This is a genomic window from Sporosarcina saromensis, from assembly GCF_054901285.1.
In genome coordinates, this window is record NZ_CM142738.1 from 657,777 (window position 1) to 682,712 (window position 24,936).

The 24,936-nt window shown below is 45.6% G+C and carries 20 protein-coding genes, 1 tRNA gene, 3 rRNA genes and 1 other RNA gene; 3 read left to right on the forward strand and 22 right to left on the reverse strand.

The window, feature by feature from the left end:
* Positions 1-7: 7 nt before the first annotated feature.
* The 19 genes from ACVHUV_RS03170 to ffs all read right to left on the reverse strand — a co-directional run bounded on the left by ACVHUV_RS03170 (position 8) and on the right by ffs (position 19,143).
* Positions 8-448 (reverse strand): YaaR family protein, encoded by a 441-nt coding sequence (locus ACVHUV_RS03170; protein ID WP_317945941.1) that lies wholly within the window; start codon positions 446-448, stop codon positions 8-10.
* 20 nt (positions 449-468) lie between these two features.
* Positions 469-798, reverse strand: coding sequence for a cyclic di-AMP receptor DarA (gene darA / locus ACVHUV_RS03175; RefSeq protein WP_317945943.1), 330 nt, complete (start codon positions 796-798; stop codon positions 469-471).
* Between the two features lie 164 nt (positions 799-962).
* A complete protein-coding gene (gene tmk, locus ACVHUV_RS03180; RefSeq protein ID WP_462086094.1) occupies positions 963-1,607 on the reverse strand; it encodes a dTMP kinase in 645 nt (214 codons plus the stop codon).
* Positions 1,604-3,046: an aminotransferase class I/II-fold pyridoxal phosphate-dependent enzyme gene (locus ACVHUV_RS03185; RefSeq protein ID WP_462086095.1), complete on the reverse strand. Its 1,443-nt coding sequence runs from the start codon at positions 3,044-3,046 to the stop codon at positions 1,604-1,606. Before ACVHUV_RS03185 ends, tmk begins: the two co-directional genes overlap by 4 nt.
* 170 nt (positions 3,047-3,216) lie before the next feature.
* Entirely contained in the window at positions 3,217-4,362 is a 1,146-nt protein-coding gene (locus ACVHUV_RS03190) for an ABC transporter permease (protein WP_462086096.1), read from the reverse strand.
* Between the two features lie 12 nt (positions 4,363-4,374).
* On the reverse strand, positions 4,375-5,574 hold the full coding sequence (locus tag ACVHUV_RS03195; protein ID WP_462086097.1) for an ABC transporter permease: 1,200 nt from the start codon (positions 5,572-5,574) through the stop codon (positions 4,375-4,377).
* Between the two features lie 12 nt (positions 5,575-5,586).
* Positions 5,587-6,519, reverse strand: a complete 933-nt coding sequence (locus ACVHUV_RS03200) for an ABC transporter ATP-binding protein (protein WP_462086098.1) — start codon at positions 6,517-6,519, stop codon at positions 5,587-5,589.
* Positions 6,520-6,653: 134 nt separating this feature from the next.
* Positions 6,654-7,310, reverse strand: coding sequence for a response regulator (locus ACVHUV_RS03205; RefSeq protein WP_462086099.1), 657 nt, complete (start codon positions 7,308-7,310; stop codon positions 6,654-6,656).
* Positions 7,307-8,512, reverse strand: coding sequence for a sensor histidine kinase (locus tag ACVHUV_RS03210; RefSeq protein WP_462086100.1), 1,206 nt, complete (start codon positions 8,510-8,512; stop codon positions 7,307-7,309). Before ACVHUV_RS03210 ends, ACVHUV_RS03205 begins: the two co-directional genes overlap by 4 nt.
* A gap of 13 nt (positions 8,513-8,525) precedes the next feature.
* The gene (locus ACVHUV_RS03215; RefSeq protein ID WP_462086101.1) at positions 8,526-8,873 is read right to left on the reverse strand and encodes a hypothetical protein; all 348 of its coding nucleotides are present in this window, start codon (positions 8,871-8,873) and stop codon (positions 8,526-8,528) included.
* An 860-nt stretch (positions 8,874-9,733) separates the two neighbouring features.
* Positions 9,734-9,849, reverse strand: a 5S ribosomal RNA gene (gene rrf / locus ACVHUV_RS03220).
* Positions 9,850-9,933: 84 nt separating this feature from the next.
* Positions 9,934-12,865, reverse strand: a 23S ribosomal RNA gene (locus ACVHUV_RS03225).
* 275 nt (positions 12,866-13,140) lie between these two features.
* A 16S ribosomal RNA gene (locus ACVHUV_RS03230) occupies positions 13,141-14,692 on the reverse strand.
* Together the 16S, 23S and 5S rRNA genes form the textbook arrangement of a ribosomal RNA operon.
* 604 nt (positions 14,693-15,296) lie before the next feature.
* On the reverse strand, positions 15,297-15,560 hold the full coding sequence (locus tag ACVHUV_RS03235) for a pro-sigmaK processing inhibitor BofA family protein (RefSeq protein ID WP_317946810.1): 264 nt from the start codon (positions 15,558-15,560) through the stop codon (positions 15,297-15,299).
* Between the two features lie 82 nt (positions 15,561-15,642).
* A complete protein-coding gene (locus tag ACVHUV_RS03240) occupies positions 15,643-15,858 on the reverse strand; it encodes a YaaL family protein (RefSeq protein WP_317946811.1) in 216 nt (71 codons plus the stop codon).
* A 13-nt stretch (positions 15,859-15,871) separates the two neighbouring features.
* Entirely contained in the window at positions 15,872-16,468 is a 597-nt protein-coding gene (gene recR / locus ACVHUV_RS03245) for a recombination mediator RecR (protein ID WP_317946812.1), read from the reverse strand.
* A gap of 11 nt (positions 16,469-16,479) precedes the next feature.
* Positions 16,480-16,800: a YbaB/EbfC family nucleoid-associated protein gene (locus tag ACVHUV_RS03250; RefSeq protein WP_317946813.1), complete on the reverse strand. Its 321-nt coding sequence runs from the start codon at positions 16,798-16,800 to the stop codon at positions 16,480-16,482.
* 25 nt (positions 16,801-16,825) lie between these two features.
* Entirely contained in the window at positions 16,826-18,595 is a 1,770-nt protein-coding gene (dnaX, locus tag ACVHUV_RS03255) for a DNA polymerase III subunit gamma/tau (RefSeq protein WP_462086102.1), read from the reverse strand.
* A gap of 281 nt (positions 18,596-18,876) precedes the next feature.
* Positions 18,877-19,143, reverse strand: an RNA gene (gene ffs / locus ACVHUV_RS03260) — signal recognition particle sRNA large type.
* Positions 19,144-19,328: 185 nt separating this feature from the next.
* Between ffs and ACVHUV_RS03265 the strand changes: the two genes are divergently transcribed.
* Positions 19,329-19,544 (forward strand): hypothetical protein, encoded by a 216-nt coding sequence (locus ACVHUV_RS03265; RefSeq protein ID WP_462086103.1) that lies wholly within the window; start codon positions 19,329-19,331, stop codon positions 19,542-19,544.
* A gap of 41 nt (positions 19,545-19,585) precedes the next feature.
* Positions 19,586-19,678: transfer RNA gene (locus ACVHUV_RS03270), tRNA-Ser, on the forward strand.
* Positions 19,679-19,831: 153 nt separating this feature from the next.
* Here the strand turns inward: ACVHUV_RS03270 and thrB are convergent.
* From thrB to ACVHUV_RS03285, 3 genes are read right to left on the reverse strand one after another with little or no spacing between them, the layout of a single operon-like run.
* The gene (gene thrB / locus ACVHUV_RS03275) at positions 19,832-20,734 is read right to left on the reverse strand and encodes a homoserine kinase (protein WP_462086104.1); all 903 of its coding nucleotides are present in this window, start codon (positions 20,732-20,734) and stop codon (positions 19,832-19,834) included.
* Entirely contained in the window at positions 20,734-21,792 is a 1,059-nt protein-coding gene (thrC, locus tag ACVHUV_RS03280) for a threonine synthase (RefSeq protein WP_317946817.1), read from the reverse strand. The genes thrB and thrC overlap by 1 nt, the downstream gene beginning before the upstream one ends.
* Positions 21,789-23,087 carry a homoserine dehydrogenase gene (locus ACVHUV_RS03285; protein ID WP_462086105.1) on the reverse strand — a complete coding sequence of 433 codons (1,299 nt, stop codon included), beginning with the start codon at positions 23,085-23,087 and terminating at the stop codon, positions 21,789-21,791. The genes thrC and ACVHUV_RS03285 overlap by 4 nt, the downstream gene beginning before the upstream one ends.
* A gap of 155 nt (positions 23,088-23,242) precedes the next feature.
* On the opposite strand from ACVHUV_RS03285, the gene ACVHUV_RS03290 reads away from it, so the two are divergent.
* Positions 23,243-24,610, forward strand: a complete 1,368-nt coding sequence (locus ACVHUV_RS03290) for an aspartate kinase (RefSeq protein ID WP_462086847.1) — start codon at positions 23,243-23,245, stop codon at positions 24,608-24,610.
* The last annotated feature ends 326 nt before the right edge of the window (positions 24,611-24,936 follow it).

Sequence of the window (24,936 nt, forward strand, 5' to 3'; positions counted from 1 at the left end):
TCGTCAATTACATGTATAGATTAACGAGAAGTCCTTTGATTTCTCCAATTTTCCCTAACAAGTCAACAGAGCTTCGTTCTTCATCCAACAAAGCCTCTGCTAGTTCAATCAGCTTTTCATCAATTGTACGGACGATTTTTAGACGTCTTCCTTCGCCGTATTGATTCCACGTATGGGATTGTTTTAATCCTAATCCCGATTCCACAGTTTCTTGTAAAAAACGACGAACAAGCATTTTAAACTTCGCCATGTCCCGTAAGTTACGCGAACGTGCCAACCGATCTCCCGCTGAAGAAATATCGCCTAACAGTCGTGTAATCTGCTCACCATGTAAGCGTTCTTCTTGTTTAAGGACCATTTGGCCGAACCGGTTTGTACTTTGAGGCGAGCGCAACGGATCATTGCGCATCTTATCCAGTCCGGCGCGATAGTCACCATTTACTTTCATACTATTACCACCTTATTCCATCAAAAATGATGAAATTGTTCAATTGGCAGGACAAATACCGTAGCGCCGCCGACTTCCACTTCTACGGGGTAAGGAATATAGGAATCCGCATTACCACCCATCGGCGATACAGGAGCGACCATCTGATCACGGGAACGACAATTTTCACGAATTAAGTCCAAAGCTTTCGGAACGAGGCTGTCATCCGTTCCAATAAGAAATGTCGTATTTCCCGAACGTAGAAACCCTCCAGTACTGGCTAATTTCGTAGCTCGAAAATCATTTTTGGTTAACGCTGCTGATAACCGGTTGCTGTCTTGGTCTTGGACGACTGCTACAATCAATTTCACGGTACCCTCTCCTTTAGCTTTTCTTTAGTAGTGTATGAGTCTCTTGCTTTATTTGTAACAAATTACGCATTTCCAGCCATTATTCACCTGTGTAAGAGACGTATGATGTGGTCGTACATCACATGCATCCACAAGTAAATTCACAGGCTGCTTACTTCATTATATCACGAATTGCGGTTAGAAATGAGTTGAGAACTTATAATTTTCCAAACATTTTCAGTTACTTCAGATAATGGTGCACTAGCGTCTATTTGCACAATCCGATCTGGAAATCTCCTTTGTACTTCTTCATACCCCGCATATACATCACGATGGAATTGTAAAGTTTCGTTGTCTAATCTATTTTGTTCTCGATCATCATTCCGCTCAATTCTTTTTAAACCTTCTTCAGGGTGAATAGCGAAGAAAATCGTCAAATCAGGCATCGTATCTTCAATGGCAAACGCATTAATCGCCATCACTTCATCCATTCCTAGTCCTCTTGCATACCCTTGATAGGCCAACGAACTGTCCACAAACCGATCGCAAAGCACAATTTTTCCTGCTTCAATCGCAGGCATGACTTTTTCAACAAGGTGTTGTCGACGGGCTGCCGCATATAGAAGTGCTTCCGTTCTGCCATCCATCTCTTGATGCTCGTTGTCGAGTATGATCGCACGGATTTTTTCCGAAATACGTATCCCACCCGGCTCACGTGTTAACAAAATGGCTTCCCCGGCACTTTCCAGTCGTTTATATATTTCTGCAATGACAGTCGTTTTTCCTGCACCTTCTGGACCTTCAAATGTAATAAACGTACCTTTATTCATCTTTTTTCCTCCGAGTCTATTTTCATTACGGCAATTTTGCCTTCTGACAAGCGATCAGCCCCTTGAACCCTCGCGCCCATCTCCACTAATTCCAATAAGGCATTCATATGACTCGCCGTTATTTTTTCACCTGTCAGCAATAACGGTATACCAGGAGGATACGGAATGAGGGAAGATGCCGCCACACGACCTGATGCCTCCTCGATGTGAATCCATTCATGCCCTATCTTTTTTATGGATGAGGGAGATTTGTCTAAAGTTGAAATGCCAGTCGGCCAAGCTGGAAGTGCTGTCGGCAGTATGACTTGTAGTTCTTTACCCAATAACGGTACTGCCGCATGCATCTTTTTCAACCAACGTTGCAGGGGGAACTTCGTTTCCTGTAGCGTGAGCGGTAAAATGATGAGAACTTGATACGGATCTGCAAGCTCTACATACATACCGACCGTTTCAAATGCACGCTGCAGTTGGAACCCTGAGTACCCACCTGAGCGCACTAACAATTTCAACGGATCATCCGTTTCTACCACTTCATAAGGGGTCTGTCTCTTTACTTCATCTATGAACGTTTGGCGCAATGCCATGAACTCTAAATGATCTTCTTTTGTAAATGAAGCGATATAAGCTCTTGCATCGTCAAGAGAGGCCAACACTAAATAAGATGGACTGCTCGATTGCAGCATCCGCAAATAATGGGCAATGTTTTTTTCATCAATAAAATCTGAACGGACATGTAGAAAGGATCCCATTGTCATCGCCGGCAACGTTTTATGTGCAGATTGCACGACAATATCTGCGCCTAGTTCAATAGCGGAAGGCGGAAACGCCCCTCCTGCTATAAAATGTGCACCATGTGCTTCATCGATGAGAACAGGAACTTGCTGTGCATGGCACCTTTCAATGATTCCTTTTAGTTCGTTACCAGCTACACCATAATAGGTAGGATATGTTAGGACAACCGCTTTCGCATGAGGAAACTCCTTTAATGCTTCATTCACTTGTTCATATGTAAGCACACCTGGCGTCAATGTACGGTCATCCCATGGGGGAGTCACGAGAACGGGCTTTGCGCCAATCAATTCAATAGCATTAAACACCGATTTGTGTGCATTCCGCTGGACAATAACCGTATCACCATAGCTACACGTCGCATACAGCATCGCCAAATTGCCTACAGTAGAACCATTGACGAGGAAAAAGCTCCGCGTAGACCGATATAGTGTCGACAACAACTTCTCTGCTTCTTGGATAACGCCTTCCGCTTCATGGAGGTCATCCAAACCCGTCAATTCGGTCACGTCATACGCTAACGCACTTCGCATATCTCTCGGTAGCGTTGAAAGAATTCCATGCTTGTGCCCCGGCACGTGGAAGGAAAGCGGTTGTTGCGCTTTAAAATCTTGTAACGCCTCTACTAACGGGCGGTTTAGTTGACTCATGAATCGTTCCACTTCCTTTACATACTTCTATTATAGAGGAAGGAACGTAAGATGATAAGTGTTTGGGGATATCCTCTTTCGGACTAGTGGGTAGTATAGAGAGAAGAAAAAAATGCTGTTTGCATTCGCCTTACTAACAATAAAAAATGCGACATGAGGTAGCCCTCGTGTCACACGTATTTTATGTTTCTTAGTCCGATGGTGAAAAAAATCGCCGCAAAACCGAGCAACATGAGTAGCGGCATTGCAATGTCTTGTAAGGCACCGCCTTCTGCAATTAACGCCGTAAAGCCCTTCATCGCCCATGACTGCGGGACAAAATAGGCAATTTTTTGCATCACTTCGGGTACAACACTAAGTGGCCAATACACGCCTCCAAGCATGCAAGTTGAGATGACAATTAATGTGCCGATCGCATTTTGTTGTTCAGCGGTCTGTACGAGACTTGCAATCGCTATCCCTAAACCGACAATACATACGATCAAACCTGTCACGAGCACTGCCAAACCGATTGGATTGCCCCACGTAACCCCAAATAATACCGACGATAACACAATGAGCACGCCGAACTGGAGCCAACCAACAAAGAAAAATGAAAGGAAATAGCCTGCTAGCACTTGAAATCGGGTGACTGGCGACGTGAATAATCTGGACCAAATTCCCATCTGTTTTGCTTCAATTAGAATACCAGTCATCGTTAACATCATCATCATGACGAACATAATCGCAAATCCTGCTGAGCTATAGGATACACTCGTCATCCCTGTTGACGGGACTCGTGTTGCTTGTTCGGTCCAAACTGGAATTTGTTCTACATTCGTCGTCATTCTTTCATACAATGCAACCCAATCCTCTTCTAAATAGGAACTGCCTGTCTGTGCAGCAACAACTTCTATTTCCACAGCCAGCACTGCTTGTTGCACCTGTTGTAAAATAATCGGAGTGATTGCTGTTCCTGGTAAGTAGTGAAATTCAACGATAGGCTCTCCACTCATGACTTTAGTTGCAGCGCCATTCGTAAGCGTAAGCACTCCTTCAATTTCACGCTCTGTTAATTGCTGTTCTGCTTGTTCCGCTGATAAAAGCTCATACGAAATCATGTCATCCAGCATCAGCCGCTTCTTTATTTGCTGCGATACAATCGTCTGGTCTTCATCAACAATTGCGATACGCAAATTTACTGTTGAACTTGCTCCAAAAAGACTTCCAAATAGATACGCGAACAACAATGGCATAGCAAACATCAGTACATAAGCAGATTTCTTTTTGAATGTCCGTTTTAATTCCAACAAGCAAATTGCAAAAATGTTCTTCATTCATCTTCCCTCCTACAGAACCTGTCGTTTACATTTCACGCCACTTACAATAACGGCCACTAGTCCAATCGCAAAAAATATTGCCGCAGCCCTCCATATCACCGACCATTCCGTTCCTGACATGATCGAGGTGAAACTCGTCAAAGCCCATGAATTTGGCGTTAGCATGGCAATTTTACGTAATTCATCAGGAAATAAAGATAAAGGCAACATGGAACCTCCGAGTAAAGCCATCACTTGAACGCCTAAGCTCCCTACTACATCGGCCGTTTTTTCACTTGACGTAAAACTTGCCACGATCATTGATAAGCCGGCAACCGCGAAGCAATAGAAGCAGGCGATGAAAACTGTTTGTTCAAGATTTGCCCCCCACTCCACTTGCAAAAGAAATCGAGTTGCAAACATGAACAGAGTAAATTGGAACAATGCAAAGAGGAATGTTCCAAGAAATTTTCCAGCTAACAACGTAGTTACAGAAATCGGCGTCATAAGCAATCTTGCCATCGTCTCCATTTGACGTTCTTTATGAAACGATTTTCCTCCCTGCATCGCGTTGAACAATAAAAACATCGCCGCCATCGCAGCCGCATAATATTGCATAGCACTAACAGGTTTCTCACCTACGGACTTTTCTTGTACGTAATCGTGCTGTTTGCTTACAACGTGTTGCACCGACTCCCCAATACGCGCTTGCAACATACCCGTATCAACCTCTTTGCCTGCTGCTTGAGTTAGTGCCGCTTCCTCCATCACTTTCCGAGTAGCTGTTGCAACGGTATTCGATGTTTGTGCATGCGTTTCAAAGAACTGTCGAATAACCATCGCTGCTGGCTCCTGTCCGGCAATTGCGCGAACGACTACACGCTCATCTTGCCCCTCCATCCCCCAGCCTTGTGGTACATGAACACCAACGTGAACAGTTTTCTTCTCTATCCATTGCTCAAGTTGTTGGTTTGAAGTCGCCTGCTTTGCTGTAATTGCTAGGCTTTCATCACTCAAAGAGTTCAATACGTTGTCCATCAAAGCATTTGATTCAACCAAATAGACGCCAACAATCGTTTCAGGCATGCTTGCTTCCCCCATCATCCCTTTTAATGCAGCGCCTAATATCGCCGTCAATAGAATAGGCATGAGTAACAGCATGAGCAAAGCTTTTCGATCTTTGAGAAGAACCTTCAAGTCTTTCTGTGCAATTAACAAAATAGAACTCACAATGCTTGCCTCCTATTCTCGCAATGTCTTTCCGGTCAGTTGCAAAAACAGCGTTTCTAAAGTCGCCTCTTCCAGTTGCATATGGCGAATCTTCACACCACAATCATTTGCATGATGAAGGATAGTTGACACCAATTCCATTTCCGAATGCATATGAATTTGGATATTTTCAGCTGTCGGTACAATGACTTTTTCTACACCGTTCATTTTTTGTAAGTGATGTATGAAAGATGGATTCACTGCATCAACTGTTAAATTCACGATTGAACCACCCGCCAATCGATTGCGAAGATCATTCTTCGTCCCGCTTGCTAACAAACGACCATCGTCAATGATCGCAATGCGCTTACAAAGGTACTCAACTTCTTCCATATAGTGACTCGTGTAAATGACCGTCATCCCTTGCGCATTCAATTGTTTAACCGTCTCAAGTATATGATTTCTAGACTGCGGATCAATGCCTACTGTCGGTTCATCCATAATAAGTAGCGCTGGTTGATGCATAAGCGCAGCACTAATATTAATGCGTCGTTTCATCCCACCCGAAAACGTCTCAATTCTTTCCTTTCCACGGTCAGTCAGTCCAACCAGCTCCAATACTTCCCTCGCCCGTACTTTTGCTTGCTTCCTCGAAAGACCATACATCTTTCCCCAAAACACTAAATTGTCCATTGCAGACAAAGTCGGATACAGCGCAATCTCTTGCGGCACAACCCCAATCAGTTGCTTACAACTCCGCTCATGACCAATCATCGGTTTGCCATTTATCCGGATGTCCCCTCCTTCATACGGCACAAGTCCACAAATCATGGAAATGAGCGTCGACTTACCTGCTCCATTCGGACCAAGCAAACCAAACGACTCCCCTCGCTCCACATGCAACGATATCCCTTTCACCACTTCTCTCGCGTCATAACTCTTCTTCACATCCACCAATGTCAACATATCCGATACCTCCTTGTACAATCATCTTATGTCAAATCCCTCTCCGTTCCATCGAGCGAGCGATAGATTCGTATGCATGAAAAAAACGACACCCATGTGCCGTTTTGTAGAGGTACCCTATGCTAGAAGTCATACTAGAAAACCGTAATCCCATATCGTACTGCGTAGATCGCTGCCTGTGTGCGGTCGCGCAAACCTAATTTCTGAATAACATTCGACACATGGTTCTTCACCGTTCCTTCAGTAATAAACAACAAATCCGCCACTTCTTTATTGTTCAGGCCGTGCCCCAAGTGCTTGAGCACCTCCCTTTCACGCTCCGTCAATTCCTCTATCCCAATAGGCAACGGCTTCACACAATCCGTAGCTGTTTTCAATCTTATATCCTTTAACACTTGCATCGTAAAATCCTTTGGCAAGACAACTCCTCCATGATGGACAGTCAAAATTGCTTGCACAATCATATCCGTCGGCATGTCTTTCAACAAATATCCGCTAGCCCCTTCTTCAAGCGCATCGAAAATAAATTCACTATCATTGAACGTCGTCAAGATTAACACTTTCACATCACTCAAACTCTCTTTAATCATCCTCGTCCCTTCAACACCATTGGTTCCCGGCATCCGAATATCCATTAACACAATTTGAGGAAGCAGATCCAACGACTTCTGCCATGCATCCTCTCCGTCTACTGCTGTCCCTACAACTTCAATTTCGGGACGTAAACTTAATAATGTACTCAGTCCTTCTCGTACAAGCGGCTGATCATCTACTACCAAAACCTTTATCATCTCAACACCCCCACTGATTTCTCCCGTAGCGGGATGGTCATTGTAATGACAAACCCCTCTCCATCCTTACTCATCACTTCAAATGAACCACCAAACTCACTCACACGCTCCTTCATATTAATTAAACCAAAATTAGGCACGACATTTTGCACGCCCACCCCATTATCTTGGATGCTTACGAGTAGTTCCTCTTCTCTAGTCTGCAAACTCACAACACACACTTCTGCATTCCCATGCTTTTTTGCATTCGTCAAAGCCTCTTGAATAATCCGCTTTACGGTTGGTTGTATCCTTGACGGAACCTCGCACTCGTCCCCAACAACATCCAATCGAGTTTCCATCTTCGTCAATGCCGAAAACTCTTGAAGCAGTTCGTTTATACTTTCAATAAAATGCTGTTTGGAGTCCTCCTTCAATGCTCTGACCGACATCCGTATGTCATGCAATGATTCGCGCGTTAACTGTTCACAGACAGAAAGTATAGCCATACTCTTCTCTTCATCCCTCTTCACCATTTCCTGCGCCAACTGCAATTGCACAATGAGAGCGGTCATCTTATGCCCAACCGTATCATGGATTTCACGGGCAATTTCAGTCCGCTCACGCGCCGCTGTTAACTGTTCAACCTGCTCTGCGTAAGACCGCAACTGCCGATGCGCATCCTGCAGTGCAACATGTGTATCCGTCAATTGTTCATATTGCTCAGCAATCGTCTCTTTAGATGCTTGGAAGTTTCGAATTAACGTACCAACAACTGCACCATAAAATGTAAACATCGCATTCACAATATTACTCGTCACTTCAAAAACCCCTACAACGCGATACACATTCCAACTCACTAACGCCCACACAACAACAAATGAAATCGAAAACGTCCACAGCAAACGCTTATCCGTAAACATCAAGAAAACCGTCGTCGAAAACACACCAAAAAAGATCAAATACAAATAACCGCTCTGTGGAAATAAAAACCCAAAACCAGCAATAAGCAGAAAATCAACACCAGCACAACTAACCCGCAAAACATGAGATGCCCCCGACATTTGAATAAAATGGCTAACAACAAACAGAGCAATAGCGGCCCCTACAAAAACTGTCCGGCCTACATCCGGCAAATCAATCATCTGGAAAAAATAAATACTTAAGATTACCAACATAACAACACGAATTAACGAAAAGACAAATAACGAGAAGCTCCTCAACAAGCTACCCCCCTTAGTTCAATGGACCCTCAATTCTCAACAATTCACCCGTAACCGCATCCATCACGACTATCGGCTCCATTCCCTCATAATAAATCGTCACTGCCCACTCCCTATGATTCAGCATTTCTGCAACAAAACCTCGTTTTGGCATCAACTGTGCCCTGTACTGTTCATACTGAAAATCTTCAATTTCAAACGAATGAAAAGGATCACCAAACTCCTCAGGAGGATTCTGCAAATAATCTACAGCTAATATAAACGCCTCACTTGAAGTCAAAAGAGGTGCTTGATAATGGTATACGAATAAATATATACAATACGCAATAGCACCAAAGATTACAAAGTTGATTTTCTTCAAGACTGTCCCACCTCTTTTATTCGTTACGTCTAATGATGAACGATTAAGAAGGTTTACGCAATAAGCGATGGAAGGAATTTCATCTTGTGGTTGAGAGAATAGAGTATTTATTACTTCGTTAAGAGGAGTTTGTTACGTTATGCGGTGTTTGGACGATTTTTGCGGCGTTTTGCGTCGTTATGCCGCGTTGGGACGATTTATGCTGCGTTTCGATTCATTATGCGGCGTTTGGAAGATTTATGCTGGGTTTCGATTCTTGATACGGCATTAGAACGATTTATGCTGGGTTTCGATTCGTGATGCGGCATTAGTAACATTATTTGTTGTAGTAAAAGGTTAATTAAAGAGTGGGAATCAATTTCTTCTAACTGATTTAAATATCGTGGGGAGCTAAGTTTATTTATTTGATTCTAATTCGCGCCAAATGGGTTTTGACACTTTAACGGGGTGCTTTTGAAGGAAAACTGTAGATCACTAGCCAATTGTCGTAAAGAGAATAAGATATGTACTCTTAACAACGCATACTTCTCCAAAACGGCGCATACTCCCTGTAACCGGCTCATAAACGCTTCATTCGCGGCATATTCTCCCCAAACGCCGCATAAATAACAAAAACTCGACTAACCTCATTAAACACAATATCTCACCTAAAATTCCCCCTTAGTTTGTCAAGTGCATCTAGCGCGACAAGCATGCCAATAACGGAAAGCCCTCCGCGGTACAAGGCAATCTTTGTATACTTCTTACTTAATTCCTCTGAAACAGCTCCCTATTCCATTCTACACTTCGCAAGTTTGTTCATCTCATTCTAAAATATCCTGTAAACACAAAAAAACCACCCCCCACAGGGGATGGCCTTTGCCCGGCGACGTCCTACTCTCACAGGGGGAAGCCCCCTACTACCATCGGCGCTGAAGAGCTTAACTTCCGTGTTCGGTATGGGAACGGGTGTGACCTCTTCGCCATCATCACCAGACAATTAAACGAATCTTGTTCGTTCAAAACTGAATAAAACCAACATTGTTGCTAAACACAAGTTCAACCATACTTAATTAACATAAAGGATAAGTCCTCGATCGATTAGTATCCGTCAGCTGCACGTGTCGCCACGCTTCCACCCCGGACCTATCTACCTCATCATCTTTGAGGATCTTACTTACTTGCGTAATGGGAAATCTCATCTTGAGGGGGGCTTCATGCTTAGATGCTTTCAGCATTTATCCCGTCCATACATAGCTACCCAGCGATGCCTTTGGCAAGACAACTGGTACACCAGCGGTATGTCCATCCCGGTCCTCTCGTACTAAGGACAGCTCCTCTCAAATTTCCTACGCCCGCGACGGATAGGGACCGAACTGTCTCACGACGTTCTGAACCCAGCTCGCGTACCGCTTTAATGGGCGAACAGCCCAACCCTTGGGACCGACTACAGCCCCAGGATGCGATGAGCCGACATCGAGGTGCCAAACCTCCCCGTCGATGTGGACTCTTGGGGGAGATAAGCCTGTTATCCCCGGGGTAGCTTTTATCCGTTGAGCGATGGCCCTTCCATGCGGAACCACCGGATCACTAAGCCCGTCTTTCGACCCTGCTCGACTTGTAGGTCTCGCAGTCAAGCTCCCTTATGCCTTTGCACTCTACGAATGATGTCCAACCATTCTGAGGGAACCTTTGGGCGCCTCCGTTACACTTTAGGAGGCGACCGCCCCAGTCAAACTGCCCACCTGACACTGTCTCCTACCCGGATCACGGGTAAGGGTTAGAATTCCAATACAGCCAGGGTAGTATCCCACCATTGCCTCCTCCGAAGCTGGCGCTCCGGATTCCAAGGCTCCTACCTATCCTGTACAGGCTGCACCGGAATTCAATATCAGGCTACAGTAAAGCTCCACGGGGTCTTTCCGTCCTGTCGCGGGTAATGCGCATCTTCACGCATATTATAATTTCACCGAGTCTCTCGTTGAGACAGTGCCCAGATCGTTACGCCTTTCGTGCGGGTCGGAACTTACCCGACAAGGAATTTCGCTACCTTAGGACCGTTATAGTTACGGCCGCCGTTTACTGGGGCTTCAATTCAAAGCTTCGCTTGCGCTGACCTCTCCTCTTAACCTTCCAGCACCGGGCAGGCGTCAGCCCCTATACGTCACCTTACGGTTTTGCAGAGACCTGTGTTTTTGCTAAACAGTCGCCTGGGCCTATTCACTGCGGCTCTCTCGGGCTATTCACCCTACCAGAGCACCCCTTCTCCCGAAGTTACGGGGTCATTTTGCCGAGTTCCTTAACGAGAGTTCTCTCGATCACCTTAGGATTCTCTCCTCGCCTACCTGTGTCGGTTTGCGGTACGGGCACCTCCCGCCTCGCTAGAGGCTTTTCTTGGCAGTGTGAAATCAGGGACTCCAGGGAATAATTCCCCTTGCCATCACAGCTCAATGTTATAGGAACGGGATTTGCCTCGTTCCACACCTCACTGCTTAGACGCGCATAACCAACAGCGCGCTCACCCTATCCTACTGCGTCCCCCCATTGCTCAAACGGCGGGGAGGTGGTACAGGAATATCAACCTGTTCTCCATCGTCTACGCCTTTCGGCCTCGACTTAGGTCCCGACTAACCCTGAGCGGACGAGCCTTCCTCAGGAAACCTTAGGCATTCGGTGGAAGGGATTCTCACCCTTCTTTCGCTACTCATACCGGCATTCTCACTTCCAAGCGCTCCACCAGTCCTTACGATCTAGCTTCAACGCCCTTGGAACGCTCTCCTACCACTGACATCTAAGATGTCAATCCGCAGTTTCGGTGATCCGTTTAGCCCCGGTACATTTTCGGCGCAGCGCCACTCGACCAGTGAGCTATTACGCACTCTTTAAATGGTGGCTGCTTCTAAGCCAACATCCTGGTTGTCTGGGCAGCGCCACATCCTTTTCCACTTAACGGATACTTGGGGACCTTAACTGGCGGTCTGGGCTGTTTCCCTCTCGACTACGGATCTTATCACCCGCAGTCTGACTCCCAAACATAAATCATCGGCATTCGGAGTTTGTCTGAATTCGGTAACCCGGGATGGGCCCCTAGTCCAAACAGTGCTCTACCTCCGAGATTCTTTCGTTTGAGGCTAGCCCTAAAGCTATTTCGGAGAGAACCAGCTATCTCCAGGTTCGATTGGAATTTCACCGCTACCCACACCTCATCCCCGCACTTTTCAACGTACGTGGGTTCGGGCCTCCAGTAAGTGTTACCTTACCTTCACCCTGGACATGGGTAGATCACCTGGTTTCGGGTCTACGACCCCATACTCATTCGCCCTATTCAGACTCGCTTTCGCTGCGGCTCCGCATTCGCTGCTTAACCTTGCATGGAATCGTAACTCGCCGGTTCATTCTACAAAAGGCACGCCATCACCCATTAACGGGCTCTGACAACTTGTAGGCACACGGTTTCAGGTTCTCTTTCACTCCCCTTCCGGGGTGCTTTTCACCTTTCCCTCACGGTACTGGTTCACTATCGGTCACTAGGGAGTATTTAGCCTTGGGAGATGGTCCTCCCGGATTCCGACGGAATTTCACGTGTTCCGCCGTACTCAGGATCCACTCTGGAGGGGCTGGACTTTCGACTACAGGGCTTTTACCCGCTATGGCGGACCTTTCCAGGTCGCTTCGTCTAATCCAGCCCTTTGTAACTCCGTATAGAGTGTCCTACAACCCCAGGAAGCAAGCTTCCTGGTTTGGGCTCTTCCCGTTTCGCTCGCCGCTACTAAGGGAATCGATGTTTCTTTCTCTTCCTCCGGGTACTTAGATGTTTCAGTTCTCCGGGTGTGCCTCGTTTACGCTATGTATTCACGTAAACGTACTACCCCATTACGGGCAGTGGGTTTCCCCATTCGGAAATCTTCGGATCAAAGCTTACTTACAGCTCCCCGAAGCATATCGGTGTTAGTGCCGTCCTTCATAGGCTCCTAGTGCCAAGGCATCCGCCGTGCGCCCTTTCTAACTTAACCTTTATACGGATTTAATAGTATAACTATCATCATCCTCGGGTGAGTAGTACTACTTAGCGATAAGTATTACTAACTCGTTAAAAAAGTATTGCATGTGTTCAATCACTGAGTGATTGACTCGGTTGATTACTTGATGTTTTGTTGCTTTCAATGTCGTTTTATCCAGTTTTCAAAGAACAAGTTTTGAAAGTCTCATTCAAAAGAATGAACCTTCAAAACTGAACGCAAAACGTCAACTTATGGATCCGAAATCCATATTCCGTAATTATCCTTAGAAAGGAGGTGATCCAGCCGCACCTTCCGATACGGCTACCTTGTTACGACTTCACCCCAATCATCTGTCCCACCTTCGGCGGCTGGCTCCCGTAAGGGTTACCCCACCGACTTCGGGTGTTACAAACTCTCGTGGTGTGACGGGCGGTGTGTACAAGACCCGGGAACGTATTCACCGTGGCATGCTGATCCACGATTACTAGCGATTCCGGCTTCATGCAGGCGAGTTGCAGCCTGCAATCCGAACTGGGAACGGTTTTATGGGATTGGCTTGCCCTCGCGGGTTTGCAGCCCTTTGTACCGTCCATTGTAGCACGTGTGTAGCCCAGGTCATAAGGGGCATGATGATTTGACGTCATCCCCACCTTCCTCCGGTTTGTCACCGGCAGTCACCTTAGAGTGCCCAACTGAATGATGGCAACTAAGATCAAGGGTTGCGCTCGTTGCGGGACTTAACCCAACATCTCACGACACGAGCTGACGACAACCATGCACCACCTGTCACCATTGTCCCCGAAGGGAAAGATATGTCTCCATATCGGTCACTGGGATGTCAAGACCTGGTAAGGTTCTTCGCGTTGCTTCGAATTAAACCACATGCTCCACCGCTTGTGCGGGTCCCCGTCAATTCCTTTGAGTTTCAGCCTTGCGGCCGTACTCCCCAGGCGGAGTGCTTAATGCGTTAGCTGCAGCACTAAGGGGCGGAAACCCCCTAACACTTAGCACTCATCGTTTACGGCGTGGACTACCAGGGTATCTAATCCTGTTTGCTCCCCACGCTTTCGCGCCTCAGCGTCAGTTACAGACCAGAAAGCCGCCTTCGCCACTGGTGTTCCTCCACATCTCTACGCATTTCACCGCTACACGTGGAATTCCGCTTTCCTCTTCTGTACTCAAGTCCTCCAGTTTCCAATGACCCTCCACGGTTGAGCCGTGGGCTTTCACATCAGACTTAAAGGACCGCCTGCGCGCGCTTTACGCCCAATAATTCCGGACAACGCTTGCCACCTACGTATTACCGCGGCTGCTGGCACGTAGTTAGCCGTGGCTTTCTAACGAGGTACCGTCAAGGTACGAGCAGTTACTCTCGTACTTGTTCTTCCCTCGCAACAGAGCTTTACGATCCGAAAACCTTCTTCGCTCACGCGGCGTTGCTCCATCAGACTTTCGTCCATTGTGGAAGATTCCCTACTGCTGCCTCCCGTAGGAGTCTGGGCCGTGTCTCAGTCCCAGTGTGGCCGATCACCCTCTCAGGTCGGCTACGCATCGTCGCCTTGGTAGGCCGTTACCCCACCAACTAGCTAATGCGCCGCGGGCCCATCCTGCAGTGACAGCCGAAACCGTCTTTCAGAGTTCTTCCATGCGGAAAAACCGATTATTCGGTATTAGCCCCGGTTTCCCGGAGTTATCCCCATCTGCAGGGCAGGTTGCCCACGTGTTACTCACCCGTCCGCCGCTAATATCAGGGAGCAAGCTCCCTTCAATCCGCTCGACTTGCATGTATTAGGCACGCCGCCAGCGTTCGTCCTGAGCCAGGATCAAACTCTCCATAAAAGAAGAAAATGAATAGCTCATTTCTTGCTGGCATCATTTAAGATGTCAATTTTGAATCCAAAGATTCGAGTTGTTCGTTCACCGACAAGTCGGCTTCAGAACTTTATTTGTTGACGTTTTGCTGTTCAGTTTTCAAGGTTCATGTTCAGCCGCTTCGTTCAGAAGCAACTTTTATATAATACCATGTTGCTCATTTCGATGTCAACAACTTTTTCAAAAAAGTTTTTCAACCTGTTTTCAAGTCGTTTTCGTTTATCGGAAGTGCAACGTTATCTACTATACCACCGTATATTTTAGAATGCAACACTTTTATTTAAATTCTTTTTCCTTCTATATACTGCTCACATATTTCACAACGCTTGTCCACGTAAGCAAACTAGTAAACCTTAACATACCGATGACCAACCTTCATCTACGTACATGACTAAGAATAGAAAGGAGCTATATTTATATAGGCTAGACAGTACATAATCTTGAGTTTGTATCATCAATACTTTCAGTGATTCCACGGCTGAATCGAATCTACGCAACTTGTCTTCTTTGTTCAGCCGGAAATCCATACTCAAACGATGCAGTACTCTTCTTTCTATTTATAGAAGAATCGTTACAAAAACACTGCAAATGCAAACAAAGCTGCAAAACCTGGTATACCTAAAATGGCTAACAGGAATCCTGAAGCAATGTTTACAGGGAAATAGATACCTACAAAACCACCAGCAATGTTCAGGATAAATAGCGCTAGAAAAGCAAAAGCCAATCGGAACCAAAAGATCGACAGTTTTTCAGTAGCTTTAGCAATTTGTTTTTTATCCAACATCAATAACGATAAAAGAATAACGCCAATTACTGCTACACCAATTATTTTCATGGGAAACGCTCCTTTCGACTAGTAGTCCAATCTATGCGTTTCCCAAAACAATTATCACGGCTTTATGACAACAACTTGTTTCTCATCGCTCGACTCGGAGCGCTCGCTCTTTTGCTTCTTTGAATAAATGAAAGTATTTACTTTCTGCTATTTTCCTGCGAACAATTACATCTTCATCATAATCATTCAAATAGTGCTCTATCTCTCTTGCTTGTTCCCAGTCGCTTTTCGTTTCAAGCAACAAGTTTCGAAGACAATCGTCAAATTCTCTTTTTAGTTTTCTTTTACGGCCAAACATGGACGTTGACCCCCTATAATTCCCTACGACCTTCTAATGCTTTAGATAGTGTCACTTCATCTGCGTATTCCAAGTCTCCTCCAACCGGAAGACCGTGTGCAATCCGTGTCGTCGTAATGCCTGATGGTTTTACGAGACGGGAAATGTACATCGCTGTTGCTTCGCCTTCGATCGTTGGATTCGTTGCTAGTATCAATTCTTGTACTTCTTCATCTTGTAGTCTTGTTAATAATGAAGGGACGTTAATATCTTCTGGCCCGATTCCATCCATTGGAGAAATGGAACCATGTAACACATGGTACAACCCGTTGTAATCTCTCATCTTTTCCATGGCAATTACATCCTTCGGGTCTTGAACGACGCAAATCATCGTACGGTTGCGGGATTGATCTTGACAAATGTGGCACGGATCAATATCCGTAATGTGCCCACAGACCGAACAAAAACGCAGATTTCTCTTTGCATCTACGAGTGCTTTGGCAAAATCGAGCACTGTATCTTCTTTCATGCTTAACACAAAAAACGCCAGTCGGCCCGCTGTTTTCGGGCCGATACCTGGCAGCTTCATAAAACTATCGATCAATTTGGATATCGGTTCAGGATAGTGCATAATAGTTCCTCCTAGAACATTCCAGGTAGGTTCAATCCTTTCGTGAATTGCCCCATTGTGGAGTTCGTTAGTTCTTCCGCTTTTGACATCGCATCATTTGTTGCGATTACTACTAGGTCTTGAAGCATTTCAACGTCCTCAGCATCCACTACGGATGGATCGATTACAACTTCAAGTACCTCTTTTTGACCTGAAACGATTACTTTTACCATACCGCCACCGGCTACACCTTCGAGACGCTTTTCAGCTAACTCCTCTTGAGCTTCCGCCATCTTCTTTTGCATCTTCTGCATTTGTTTCATCATACCTTGCATATTTCCCATACCACGCATTGTCATTTCCTCCTCATTTTTTCAATTAATCATCATGTACAGTTATGAATTCCTTGCCAAACATCTTTTCCGCCTCCGCGACGAGTGGATCCGTATTTTGCTCAACTGCTTCCTGCATAAAGGAAGGCATCTCGTCCTGAGCACTTTGGTCCTCCTCAGTTGGATGTTCTGAGTCATCTGATTGTTTGGAGAGCCCATTATTACGGATGAATTCCTCTCTCACCTTTAACCAGCCGTCTTCCGGGACGTATACGACGTCGTATGCTTTACCAGTTTTCGCAAGTAAAGCAGCTGACAACCCTGATCGGAGTGACGTATTTTCTGAAGCCATGAGGCAATGAATTTCATACTTGAATTTTAACACAAAAGCGTTGTCAGATGCCGCCACCGGTTCAGTTTCTTCTAGAAGTGCTGAATGGGATCGCTGCATTGTATGCATCATCCCTGCCCACTCTTCACGAATGACTTGTATATCTTTACGTGTCGCACCTTTAAGTACTTCATTTATCTTACCAGTCGGTATTCTGAATGACTGCGAAGATTTCGATGCATTTTTCTTTGGTTGTGCTGGTGCAACGGAGCCTTCAGTTGGACGAACGCCTTCTGCCAATTGTTGTTGCAGTTCAGCAACGAGCCTTTCCAAACTTTCTACTTTCTGATTCAACTGCGGATCAATTGTTGCACTACCGCCTTGTGACTGTCCACCAGAATTATCGAGATGAATCATTTTTAATAAAGCAGATTCAATATATACTTTCGCATGATTCGAGAACCGCATTTCTTGCTGTGTTTTTGACAAGATATCAATAAATGCATATAACATTTCCGCTTCAAATGCATGTGCCATCGAAACGAATCGTTCATCGTTTGAAATTAACTCTAGAAGATCTTCCAAATTCGGGGCCGTTCTTAATAGAAGAAGATCTCTGAAAAACGTTATCAAATCTTCAGCCAGCCTCGATACGTCCTTCCCTTCAGCGATGAGTCGATCGAGTAGTGTCAAAGCTGTTGCTGCCTCTTTCGATAAAAGCGCTTCTGCCAATTGGTAGAAAATATCTTCGCCGACAGACCCTGTTACAAGCAACGCACTTTCCGCTGTTAACCGCTCCCCACTGAAAGAAGCTACCTGATCAAGCATACTTAACGCATCACGCATTCCACCTGAAGCAGCTTGTGCAATCACTTTAAGCGCAAGCTCATCCGCTTCAATGCTTGCATCATCCAACACCTGTCGCATCCGATCAACAATTTCCGCTGACGTAATCGGCTTAAAGTCAAAACGTTGGCAACGTGAAATAATTGTTAACGGCAATTTATGCGGCTCGGTTGTGGCTAAAATGAACACTGCATGCGGAGGAGGCTCTTCCAACGTTTTCAGCAACGCATTGAATGCTGAATTCGATAACATGTGCACCTCATCGATAATGTACACTTTAAATCGGGCATTAGAAGGCGCAAATCGAACTTTCTCGATAATGTCCCGAATTTCTTCGACACGTGAGTTTGATGCTGCGTCAAATTCGATGACATCCGTATTCGAACCTTCAGTAATGCTTTTACACGTTGGACATTCATTACACGGTTCCTTCGCCGGGCCATTCTCACAATTCAACGCTTTTGCAAACACCTTTGCGGCACTTGTTTTCCCTGTTCCCCGAGGACCTGAAAAAAGATACGCATGCGATGTTTTATTGTGATGAAGTGCATTTTGTAATGTCTGTTTGACATGATGCTGTCCCGACATTTCACCGAACGACTGTGGCCTGTAAACACGATAAAAAGCTTGATACGCCACTATTCCCCCTCCTTCCATGACAAATCTCATAGTATGTATTATAGCATAGATGCATTCAATAAAGCGCTTCGTCGTCCTGTGGATTCCAAGGATTTGTTTGCGAATTCCTCTACCAGTATACTAGGGACTTCAATTGCGTATTGGTACTACAAGTATGGCATTCAGGTTCTGTTTCAAAACACGAACTGGATCGGCCTGCTTTAAAAAGATTCCTATTTAACATGAAGACAAAGAAAAAACCCGACCGATAAACGGACGAGTTGGATAGACATATGTAAATGCCGTGCACCTTCCTTCGACTGCCGCACATAAGCGTTACTCTTGTCGACAGCTCAGCCTAGGCTGCCCCGCGGCACATGAGAAAGTCCACTTAATGCTGCTTCCTTCCGGACCTGACATGGTTCATGGGTTCCCATTGCGCAGGACCCAGACGTCAACACTACGTGCAAGAGGCAGGCCCTACATGCGGACAGCCTCAGAAAAGGAATTCAGTCTTGCTAGAGCGGATTGCAAGTTACAGGGCACCGCTACCTCCCCACCTAGCACGGCATTTACTATTATACAGATTTCTGACGAAAAATCAACCTACTCCCTCTATCGTCTTAGGTTCAAGGAGTCCACTTGTAAGTAAGTGGTTAATCAACAGACCTGAAACTATTTATTCCACATACATTAAGTGTTATTTGTACTCCTCTTGTATAACTGTTAGAATTTACAGAAAGGATGTGACTATGTGAAAGAATTTGAATTAAGTTTTCGGAATCCCGAAGTCAAAATGTATGTGATGTTGGTATCACCAAGTTTTCTATTTGCACTTCTCATCATTCTGTTTTCGAATGCTGATTCGAAGAACATTTATGCGGCTTCCGTTCAGGCTGTCGGACTAGCCGGATACTATGTATGGCGCATGTTTCATCGAAGAAAAGAAAAACTTAAGAATAATGGTTGACACCTTTTTAAGAACGTGATAAATTATTACTTGTCCAACACGGAGGAATACCCAAGTCCGGCTGAAGGAATCGGTCTTGAAAACCGACAGGGGTGTTAAAGCCCGCGGGGGTTCGAATCCCTCTTCCTCCGCCATATTTTTTATATCGCGCATAAATTGGAAATGAAATTACTTTTAATTTCATCTGAAACAATAAAAAACGCCTGACCGGCTTGAACGGTCAGGCGTTTTTCATTTATTAAACTATAGGTGCTTATGAATGATGTACATAAGCACCCTTTACTTCTTTAAACTCGATCTACTACCCTTGCGCCTTCCTCAGCAGGTTGCAAAGCGATCGCTTGATAGTAAGGGAATTGCTCCTTTAATTTCTGTGCGATGACCGTTTCTTCCCCGTCTTTTACTGCCACAAACAACGAAGGTCCTGCTCCGCTAATTGTCATTCCATACGCTCCAAGTGAATGGCACACCGTACGAATTTCATCAAACGAAGGAAATAGTCGCTTTCTGTGCGGTTCGTGGAAAACGTCTTTCTCCATCATGCGACCTGCCAGTTCCCAGTCGCCTGTCGCAATGGCCGTGACGAGCATATTGCTCGCAGCACTCCCAGCCGCCGCTTCAGAATGAGACAGTTCAAGTGGTAGAAGGCCTCTAGATTCTTCGGTTTTTAATGCTTGTGGCGGTACGAGAAGAACAGCCCCGATCGACGGTTTCGGTAATTGAATGACTTCCATCGTATCTTCTGTGTAGTAGGTTACGGTCACTCCGCCTAGTAACGCGGCAGTGACGTTATCGGAATGCCCTTCAAGTTCACTACCTATACGTGCTTTTTCAATGGAAGTAAAAGTGACGCCTAGCAATCTTTCCGCAATAACAATTCCTGCTGCAATAGCTGTTGCGCTACTCCCAAGCCCCTTCCCTAAAGGAATAGTGGACTGTACTTGCAATACATGCGGCTCGACTTCTTTACCATGTCGCGCCGCCACATCTTGAATCGTTTGGACGATTAAATTATCGGTCCCGGTCGCAAGCCCTGCATACTCCTCACCGTCATAATGTACAGCCCATGCGTGAGAAGCGGTAACAGCAACCGTCATATACAAAGCCAACGCCATTCCGACACTATCATAGCCCGGACCGATATTTGCTGTCGTAGCAGGAACAGCAACCGAAAACATCGGCGCTTCCATTAGTTGACGCCTGCCTTTACGTCATTTAAGAATGCATGAAATTCTTCAGTCGACAAGAAAGGTTTCCCTTCATTCACTTGAATTGCTGTTTCAGGGTCTTTCAGGCCGTTTCCAGTTAACACACCGACAATCGTTGTGCCTTTTTCAATTAGCCCTGCATCGAGTTGCTTCTTAATGCCAGCAATTGTTGCACAAGAAGCAGGTTCAGCAAAGACACCATCTGTCGCCGCAAGTAAACTGTATGCTTCTAAAATCTCTTCGTCGGTTGCTGAAAGGATTGCCCCTTCAGATTCTTCTAATGCCGCAGTTGCTAAATGCCAGCTGGCAGGATTACCGATACGGATCGCAGTCGCAATCGTTTCCGGTTGATCAAACACACGGTCATAAACGATCGGTGCCGCACCATCCGCTTGCACACCTAGTAATTTAGGCGTTCCTGAACCTTTTTTCGCGTCGTACTCCTTGAAACCTTTCCAAGCAGCTGAAATGTTCCCTGCATTCCCTACTGGCAATGCAAAAATGTCTGGAACTTTTCCTAGTTGCTCTATTGTTTCAAAGGCAATCGTCTTTTGTCCTTCTAGACGATACGGATTGACGGAATTGACGAGTGCAATCTTGCCTTCACCTACTTCACGCACCATCCGAAGCGCTTCATCGAAATTTCCTTCGATTGCAACGATTTCTGCTCCGTACATTTTAGCTTGCGCTAGTTTACCAAGTGCAATCCGTCCTTCCGGGATGACGACGATTGTCCGCATCCCTGCGCGAGCGCCATAAGCTGCTGCTGAAGCGGATGTATTGCCCGTAGAGGCACAGATGAGCGCGGTTTTGCCTTCCTCTTTCGCTTTAGCGACTGCCATCACCATGCCGCGATCCTTGAAAGAGCCTGTAGGGTTTGTCCCTTCCGTTTTGACGTATAGGTTGACGCCCCATTGTTCGGATAGGTTTTTCAAGTGGATAAGGGGCGTGTTTCCTTCTTGTAGCGTGAGTTCAGGTGTGTTGTCTGTCACGGGTAGCCATTCTTTATATTCTTCTAAAAGTCCATTCCATCTTCTCATTTATTTTCGCCCTCCACTCGGTAGTAACTTACGACTTTGTTTACTTCTGGTACGTTTTGCAATGCTTGCATGATGTCCTTGTGCTGTTGACGTGAGATTTGGTGTGTAATCATGACAAGGTCCACTCCACCGTTTTGATTGCCTTCCGGTTGGACGACGGTTGCCAAACTCGCACCGTGATTGCTATAAATTGAAGATAAATGCGTCAACACGCCGACTTTGTCTTTCACTGAAATACGGTGGAAGTACCGACCGATAATTTGGTCATCGCTTTTCGCTTTGCATGAATGCTGAGGGGCATGTACTCTTTTTCCGTTTACCCCTAGCAATAGGTTCCGGCAAGCGGCAATAATGTCTCCAGTAACAGATGTCGCTGTTGGCAATGAACCTGCTCCTGGGCCGTAAAACATCGTTTCACCGACGGCATCCCCGTACACGTAAACTGCATTGAATTCATTGTTCACGGAAGCAAGTGGATGTGCATTGCGAATGAATACCGGTTCCACGGAAATTTCAATCCCATCTTCGTCCTTTTTCGCTGATCCCGCCATTTTCACCGTGTAGCCGAATTGCTCAGCAAGTTCCAAATCGCCCTCTTGAATGACATCCATACCGCGTACAAATACATCATCCAGATGAACATCTGTAGAGAATGCTAGTGACGCAAGAATAGCCATTTTTCTTGCCGCGTCAATGCCGTCGACGTCCGCGGAAGGATCTGCTTCAGCAAATCCAAGTTCTGTCGCTTCGGCCAGTGCTTCTTCATACGATTTCTTTTCGAGCTTCATCTTCGTGAGGATGAAGTTCGTCGTTCCGTTCACGATGCCTGTTAACGCAGTAATCCGGTCAGACGCAAGTCCATCTTCAAGCGTTCGGATTAGGGGAATACCGCCTCCGACACTCGCTTCATAGAATAGATCGCACTTATTTTCATCTGCTAACTTCAACAATTCAAGCCCTGATTCTGCCATGACGTCTTTGTTTGCCGTAACAACGCCTTTTCCAGCCCGTAGTGCGCGTTCAATCGCTTGTTTTGCTTCGGTTGCTCCACCAATGACCTCGACAATTAAATCAATGGATGGGTCTTCTATTAATTCATCCAAATCAGTCGTAAACATTTCTTGTGCTAAGTAAGTATCTCTTTTCTTCGTAGCATCTTTCACTAATACTTTTTTTATCTTTACGGGAACCCCCAATTTATGGTTCAGGTCGTCTTGGTGTTCGTGTAGAATTGTGGCTACACCGCCTCCAACAACGCCGAATCCGAGTAACCCAATTGTAATTTCACTTTTCATTGACGATTCCCCTCACTCTATGTACACTATAAAAATACATTCGTTCTTTGCATAAGGACATTATAGAGAATTACACTTTCAATAACAACCCCTTTTATGGTAAAGTTCAATATATCATGCAATTGTCACTTTAATAAAGATTGGATCTGATGAATATGATAGTGTGTAAATTCGGCGGCACATCCGTTGCGACAGCCGATCAAATTCGAAAAGTGGTCGACATCGTCACCTCTGACAGTAACCGTAAAATTGTAGTTGTCTCTGCACCTGGTAAACGTTTTTCCGATGATACGAAAGTGACGGATCTTCTCATCCAGCTTGCGAACAAAGCGTTGGCCAATGAAGATACAGAACAAGCATTGTCTGCCGTTGTCAATCGGTTCCGTGGAATTTCCGAAGAACTCGGCCTAGACGGCGCAATCATCGAGGAAATTGAAACGGATCTACGTGATCGTCTCGCCAAGGATAAAGTAGATACTCTTTTATATATGGATAGATTAAAAGCAGCCGGTGAAGATAACAACGCGAAAATGATTGCCGCTTACTTCCAGTTGCTCGGCATGGAATCCCATTATGTCAGTCCAAAAGAAGGCGGCTTGCTCGTCAGTGACCGACCTGAACGCGTCCGCGCACTCCCTGAAGGCGATGAGCGTCTTGCGAAACTTCGGGACCTACCTGGCATTATCGTCTTCCCTGGATTTTTCGGGTATACAAACGACGGCACTATCCGTACATTCAACCGTGGCGGTTCTGACATCACAGGTTCAATCATTGCAGCTGCCACTGGAGCGGAACTGTATGAAAACTTCACAGATGTCGACTCTGTTTTCGCAGCAAATCCAACGGTCATTGAAAACCCCGTTGCGATTGAGAAAATGACGTATCGTGAAATGCGGGAACTGGCCTATGCTGGCTTCTCAGTCTTCCATGACGAAGCGCTAATCCCTGCTTTTCTAAAGTCCATTCCTGTTTGCATTAAAAACACGAATAACCCGAGTGCCCCTGGAACGTTGATCGTCAAAGAACGTGACTACAATGAGCAACAAGTAATCGGCATCGCAGCAGACAGTGGCTTTACAACGATTTATGTGGATAAATACTTAATGAACTTGGAAATCGGCTTCGGCCGCAGACTCCTTCAAATCTTTGAAGAAGAAGAGATTTCCTACGAGCATACACCGTCAGGCATCGACAATCTTTCCATCATCATCCGCACGCGCTATTTGCCTGAGGAGAAAGAGAAAAAGATTGTAGCGCGTATCCATCAAGAACTCGAACCGGATGCTGTCATCGTAGAACACGACTACTCCATGATTGTCCTTGTCGGAGAAGGCATGCAATATACAACTGGACTTGCAGCCCGCGCAGCATCTGCCATCGCACGCACAGGTTGTAATATTGAAATGATCAACCAAGGATCTTCAGAAGTCAGTTTAGTGTTCGGCGTCAAGAAAAACGACGAAACGAAAATCCTAAAAGAGTTATACAAAGAATTCTTTGTAAAATCAACTGTACAGCTATAAGCAACAAGGGACACCTCCGTGTCCCTTGTTTTCTTCTATTGAATTAACAATACACATACAATCCCCTTCAAATTCAGTATCTTGCCACCGAATGCGGCATAACTCTGCCGATTTCAGCATATCTCCTCCGAACGCCGCATAAACTCCGCCATTCTCAGCATATTCCCCCAGAACGCCGCATAAACTCCGCCGTTTCCAGCATAACACCCTCTTAATTCTTCACATATGCATCTAGATTAATAAACGACTATAGCATACAATAGTAATTAACAGAATTTACTATACAGAGGATTAAACACGTCTGCTTAGCAGTAGCACCCTCTCTA

Excerpts from the sequence above, each read along its gene's own strand:
- thrB (WP_462086104.1), bottom strand. The coding sequence starts at position 20,734 with ATGGAAGCGCCGATGTTTTCGGTTGCTGTTCCTGCTACGACAGCAAAT.
- ACVHUV_RS03290 (WP_462086847.1), top strand. The coding sequence starts at position 23,243 with ATGATAGTGTGTAAATTCGGCGGCACATCCGTTGCGACAGCCGATCAA.
- thrC (WP_317946817.1), bottom strand. The coding sequence starts at position 21,792 with ATGAGAAGATGGAATGGACTTTTAGAAGAATATAAAGAATGGCTACCC.
- ACVHUV_RS03190 (WP_462086096.1), bottom strand. The coding sequence starts at position 4,362 with ATGAAGAACATTTTTGCAATTTGCTTGTTGGAATTAAAACGGACATTC.
- ACVHUV_RS03250 (WP_317946813.1), bottom strand. The coding sequence starts at position 16,800 with ATGCGTGGTATGGGAAATATGCAAGGTATGATGAAACAAATGCAGAAG.
- ACVHUV_RS03285 (WP_462086105.1), bottom strand. The coding sequence starts at position 23,087 with ATGAAAAGTGAAATTACAATTGGGTTACTCGGATTCGGCGTTGTTGGA.
- ACVHUV_RS03185 (WP_462086095.1), bottom strand. The coding sequence starts at position 3,046 with ATGAGTCAACTAAACCGCCCGTTAGTAGAGGCGTTACAAGATTTTAAA.
- ACVHUV_RS03200 (WP_462086098.1), bottom strand. The coding sequence starts at position 6,519 with ATGTTGACATTGGTGGATGTGAAGAAGAGTTATGACGCGAGAGAAGTG.
- ACVHUV_RS03235 (WP_317946810.1), bottom strand. The coding sequence starts at position 15,560 with ATGAAAATAATTGGTGTAGCAGTAATTGGCGTTATTCTTTTATCGTTA.
- recR (WP_317946812.1), bottom strand. The coding sequence starts at position 16,468 with ATGCACTATCCTGAACCGATATCCAAATTGATCGATAGTTTTATGAAG.
- ACVHUV_RS03240 (WP_317946811.1), bottom strand. The coding sequence starts at position 15,858 with ATGTTTGGCCGTAAAAGAAAACTAAAAAGAGAATTTGACGATTGTCTT.
- ACVHUV_RS03170 (WP_317945941.1), bottom strand. The coding sequence starts at position 448 with ATGAAAGTAAATGGTGACTATCGCGCCGGACTGGATAAGATGCGCAAT.
- ACVHUV_RS03205 (WP_462086099.1), bottom strand. The coding sequence starts at position 7,310 with ATGATAAAGGTTTTGGTAGTAGATGATCAGCCGCTTGTACGAGAAGGA.
- tmk (WP_462086094.1), bottom strand. The coding sequence starts at position 1,607 with ATGAATAAAGGTACGTTTATTACATTTGAAGGTCCAGAAGGTGCAGGA.